Source organism: Thauera sp. WH-2 (genome assembly GCF_048321015.1).
Taxonomy (GTDB): Bacteria; Pseudomonadota; Gammaproteobacteria; order Burkholderiales; family Rhodocyclaceae; genus Thauera.
This window is the reverse complement of record NZ_JBLWFG010000018.1, coordinates 1-5,309: the sequence shown is the minus strand read 5'-3', so window position 1 is coordinate 5,309 and position 5,309 is coordinate 1. Positions and strand designations below refer to the sequence as shown.

The following is a 5,309-nucleotide window of genomic DNA, read 5'->3' as shown; positions in this document are numbered from 1 at the left end:
CGAATCGCTTCGGCGATGGTTTCACAATGATTGGTGCTCATGCTGATGTAAGTCAGTATTTTGAGTACTTTGCTGGATTGAACTTAAGAGTTTGATCCTGGCTCAGATTGAACGCTGGCGGCATGCTTTACACATGCAAGTCGAACGGCAGCACGGGCTTCGGCCTGGTGGCGAGTGGCGAACGGGTGAGTAATGCATCGGAACGTGCCCATGTCGTGGGGGATAACGTAGCGAAAGCTACGCTAATACCGCATACGCCCTGAGGGGGAAAGCGGGGGATTCTTCGGAACCTCGTGCGATTGGAGCGGCCGATGTCGGATTAGCTAGTTGGTGGGGTAAAGGCCCACCAAGGCGACGATCCGTAGCGGGTCTGAGAGGATGATCCGCCACACTGGGACTGAGACACGGCCCAGACTCCTACGGGAGGCAGCAGTGGGGAATTTTGGACAATGGGGGCAACCCTGATCCAGCCATGCCGCGTGAGTGAAGAAGGCCTTCGGGTTGTAAAGCTCTTTCGGCCGGGAAGAAATCGTGGTCTCTAACATAGGCCATGGATGACGGTACCGGACTAAGAAGCACCGGCTAACTACGTGCCAGCAGCCGCGGTAATACGTAGGGTGCGAGCGTTAATCGGAATTACTGGGCGTAAAGCGTGCGCAGGCGGTTTTGTAAGACAGATGTGAAATCCCCGGGCTCAACCTGGGAACTGCGTTTGTGACTGCAAGGCTAGAGTACGGCAGAGGGGGGTGGAATTCCACGTGTAGCAGTGAAATGCGTAGAGATGTGGAGGAACACCGATGGCGAAGGCAGCCCCCTGGGCCTGTACTGACGCTCATGCACGAAAGCGTGGGGAGCAAACAGGATTAGATACCCTGGTAGTCCACGCCCTAAACGATGTCGACTAGTCGTTCGGAGCAGCAATGCACTGAGTGACGCAGCTAACGCGTGAAGTCGACCGCCTGGGGAGTACGGCCGCAAGGTTAAAACTCAAAGGAATTGACGGGGACCCGCACAAGCGGTGGATGATGTGGATTAATTCGATGCAACGCGAAAAACCTTACCTACCCTTGACATGTCTGGAACCTTGCTGAGAGGCGAGGGTGCCTTCGGGAGCCAGAACACAGGTGCTGCATGGCTGTCGTCAGCTCGTGTCGTGAGATGTTGGGTTAAGTCCCGCAACGAGCGCAACCCTTGTCACTAGTTGCCATCATTTAGTTGGGCACTCTAGTGAGACTGCCGGTGACAAACCGGAGGAAGGTGGGGATGACGTCAAGTCCTCATGGCCCTTATGGGTAGGGCTTCACACGTCATACAATGGTCGGTACAGAGGGTTGCCAAGCCGCGAGGTGGAGCCAATCCCTTAAAGCCGATCGTAGTCCGGATCGTAGTCTGCAACTCGACTACGTGAAGTCGGAATCGCTAGTAATCGCAGATCAGCATGCTGCGGTGAATACGTTCCCGGGTCTTGTACACACCGCCCGTCACACCATGGGAGTGGGTTTCACCAGAAGTAGGTAGCTTAACCTTCGGGAGGGCGCTTACCACGGTGAGATTCATGACTGGGGTGAAGTCGTAACAAGGTAGCCGTATCGGAAGGTGCGGCTGGATCACCTCCTTTCAAGAGAACAGGCCGCGTACGGCCAAGTATCCACAACTTATCGGTTGTTCAGGCGAAAAGAGCCTCGGATGAGAGGGTCTGTAGCTCAGCTGGTTAGAGCACCGTCTTGATAAGGCGGGGGTCGTTGGTTCGAACCCAACCAGACCCACCAATCAATGGTTGCTCGAAAGCAGAAATGGGGCTGTAGCTCAGCTGGGAGAGCGGCGGCTTTGCAAGCCGTAGGTCGTCGGTTCGATCCCGACCAGCTCCACCAGGACTGCAGGCGAGAAGTAAGAAATGCCGGCGCTGTGCGCATGCGCGGCGGCTGTCATCTCTTACTTCTTGAACGGTCGCTTCGGCGGTCGGGCACAGAGGTTTGCTCTTTAACAAAGTGGAAGAAGTGTAGTACGTACCGAGCCGGTGCGTACTGCAAGTTGTGTGATTGCATTGATCCGGCGCTGAGCTTGTCAGCGTAGTGCCGGATCGCACAAACGAGTTCGTTCCTGTACGAGGGGTCTTCGAGGTCGCAAGATCGAAGAGGGCCCAAGGTTATAGGATCAAGCGACTAAGTGCATGTGGTGGATGCCTTGGCGATCACAGGCGATGAAGGACGTGTAAGCCTGCGAAAAGCGTGGGGGAGCTGGCAATAGAGCTTTGATCCCACGATGTCCGAATGGGGAAACCCACCCCGCAAGGGGTATCCCAGACTGAATACATAGGTCTGAGGAGGCGAACGCGGCGAACTGAAACATCTAAGTAGCCGCAGGAACAGAAATCAACCGAGATTCCGTAAGTAGTGGCGAGCGAACACGGAACAGCCTGCACGACTAAACCATCAGCTTAGCAAAACGGTCTGGAAAGTCCGACGATACAGGGTGATAGTCCCGTATGCGAAAAGCCGGTGGCGGGTCTGAGCGTGCGACAAGTAGGGCGGGACACGAGAAATCCTGTCTGAAGATGGGGGGACCATCCTCCAAGGCTAAATACTCGTGATCGACCGATAGTGAACCAGTACCGTGAGGGAAAGGCGAAAAGAACCCCGGGAGGGGAGTGAAATAGATCCTGAAACCGCATGCATACAAACAGTGGGAGCCTCGTAAGGGGTGACTGCGTACCTTTTGTATAATGGGTCAGCGACTTACGTTCTGTAGCGAGCTTAACCGAGTAGGGGAGGCGTAGCGAAAGCGAGTCTGATAAGGGCGACTGAGTTGCAGGGCGTAGACCCGAAACCGGATGATCTATCCATGGCCAGGATGAAGGTGCCGTAACAGGTACTGGAGGTCCGAACCCACTAACGTTGAAAAGTTAGGGGATGAGCTGTGGATAGGGGTGAAAGGCTAAACAAATCCGGAAATAGCTGGTTCTCCCCGAAAACTATTTAGGTAGTGCGTCGTACGGACACTTGCGGGGGTAGAGCACTGTAATCGTTGGGGGGGTCATTGCGATCTACCCCGCGATAGCAAACTCCGAATACCGCAAAGTGATATACGGCAGACAGACATCGGGTGCTAACGTCCGGTGTCAAGAGGGAAACAACCCAGACCGCCAGCTAAGGTCCCAAATGCATGGCTAAGTGGCAAACGAGGTGGGAAGGCATAGACAGCTAGGAGGTTGGCTTAGAAGCAGCCACCCTTTAAAGAAAGCGTAATAGCTCACTAGTCGAGTCGTCCTGCGCGGAAGATGTAACGGGGCTCAAGCCATGAACCGAAGCTGCGGATGTGTCTTTGACACGTGGTAGGGGAGCGTTCCGTAAGCCTGCGAAGGTGTCTCGTAAGGGATGCTGGAGGTATCGGAAGTGCGAATGCTGACATGAGTAGCGATAAAGGGTGTGAAAAGCACCCTCGCCGTAAGCCCAAGGTTTCCTGCGCAACGTTCATCGGCGCAGGGTGAGTCGGCCCCTAAGGCGAGGCAGAAATGCGTAGTCGATGGGAAACAGGTCAATATTCCTGTACCGCTCTATGATGCGATGGGGGGACGGAGAAGGTTAGCTCAGCCATCTGTTGGAATAGGTGGTTTAAGCGTGTAGTCGTGCCTGGTAGGCAAATCCGCCGGGCTTAGATGAGGCGTGATGACGAGAACCCTTGTGGTTCGAAGTGAGTGATACCCAGCTTCCAGGAAAAGCCTCTAAGCTTCAGTCATAGAGTGACCGTACCGCAAACCGACACAGGTGGGCTGGTAGAGAATACCAAGGCGCTTGAGAGAACTCAGGAGAAGGAACTCGGCAAATTGATACCGTAACTTCGGGAGAAGGTATGCCCCTGGTACGTGAAGGCCCTCGCGGCCGGAGCGGAACGGGGTCGCAGAGAATCGGTGGCTGCGACTGTTTATTAAAAACACAGCACTCTGCAAACACGAAAGTGGACGTATAGGGTGTGACGCCTGCCCGGTGCCGGAAGGTTAAGTGATGGGGTGCAAGCTCTTGATCGAAGCCCCGGTAAACGGCGGCCGTAACTATAACGGTCCTAAGGTAGCGAAATTCCTTGTCGGGTAAGTTCCGACCTGCACGAATGGCGTAACGATGGCCACACTGTCTCCTCCTGAGACTCAGCGAAGTTGAAATGTTTGTGAAGATGCAATCTCCCCGCGGCTAGACGGAAAGACCCCATGAACCTTTACTGTAGCTTTGCATTGGACTTTGACGGGACTTGTGTAGGATAGGTGGGAGGCTATGAAACCGGGACGCCAGTTCCGGTGGAGCCATCCTTGAAATACCACCCTGGTGTCGTCGAGGTTCTAACCCAGGCCTGTGAATCCAGGTCGGGGACCGTGCATGGTGGGCAGTTTGACTGGGGCGGTCTCCTCCCAAAAGGTAACGGAGGAGTACGAAGGTCACCTAGGTACGGTCGGACATCGTACTGATAGTGCAATGGCAAAAGGTGGCTTGACTGCGAGACCCACAAGTCGAGCAGGTGCGAAAGCAGGTCATAGTGATCCGGTGGTTCTGTATGGAAGGGCCATCGCTCAACGGATAAAAGGTACTCTGGGGATAACAGGCTGATTCCGCCCAAGAGTTCACATCGACGGCGGAGTTTGGCACCTCGATGTCGGCTCATCACATCCTGGGGCTGTAGCCGGTCCCAAGGGTATGGCTGTTCGCCATTTAAAGTGGTACGTGAGCTGGGTTTAAAACGTCGTGAGACAGTTTGGTCCCTATCTGCCGTGGGCGCTGGAAGTTTGAGAGGGCCTGCTCCTAGTACGAGAGGACCGGAGTGGACGCACCCCTGGTGTACCGGTTGTGACGCCAGTCGCATCGCCGGGTAGCTAAGTGCGGAAGAGATAACCGCTGAAAGCATCTAAGCGGGAAACTCGCCTCAAGATGAGACTTCCCCGGGGCCTCGAGCCCCCTGAAGGGTCGTTGAAGACCACAACGTTGATAGGCCGGGTGTGTAAGCGTGGCAACACGTTCAGCTAACCGGTACTAATTGCCCGTGTGGCTTGATCCTATAACCTTCAAAACAAAACGAACTCAAAAATCTGTTCGAAAAATCGAAACAGACAATCACACAACACTTCTTCCTACCTTTGCTTCAGCAAAAAAACGCTGAAGAACAAGTCAAAGTCTGACGACCATAGCTGTGTGGCTCCACCCCTTCCCATCCCGAACAGGACCGTGAAACGCACATGCGCCGATGATAGTGAGGTCCGCCCTCGTGAAAGTAGGTCATCGTCAGACTAACCCAACTACACAACGCCCTGATGAACATAAAATCAT

The 5,309-nt window shown here is 54.6% G+C and carries 2 tRNA genes and 3 rRNA genes; all 5 read left to right on the top strand.

The features are described 5' to 3' along the window. Window positions 1-79 precede the first annotated feature (79 nt). Window positions 80-1,618, top strand: a 16S ribosomal RNA gene (locus tag ACNKW1_RS15595). A 74-nt stretch (window positions 1,619-1,692) separates the two neighbouring features. Then, a tRNA-Ile gene (locus tag ACNKW1_RS15590) sits at window positions 1,693-1,769 on the top strand. A 26-nt stretch (window positions 1,770-1,795) separates the two neighbouring features. Then, window positions 1,796-1,871, top strand: a tRNA-Ala gene (locus ACNKW1_RS15585). A 281-nt stretch (window positions 1,872-2,152) separates the two neighbouring features. Next, window positions 2,153-5,040: ribosomal RNA gene (locus ACNKW1_RS15580) — 23S ribosomal RNA — on the top strand. 116 nt (window positions 5,041-5,156) lie between these two features. Then, window positions 5,157-5,270 (top strand): 5S ribosomal RNA (gene rrf, locus ACNKW1_RS15575). Together the 16S, 23S and 5S rRNA genes with 2 tRNA genes alongside form the textbook arrangement of a ribosomal RNA operon. Window positions 5,271-5,309: the final 39 nt, after the last annotated feature.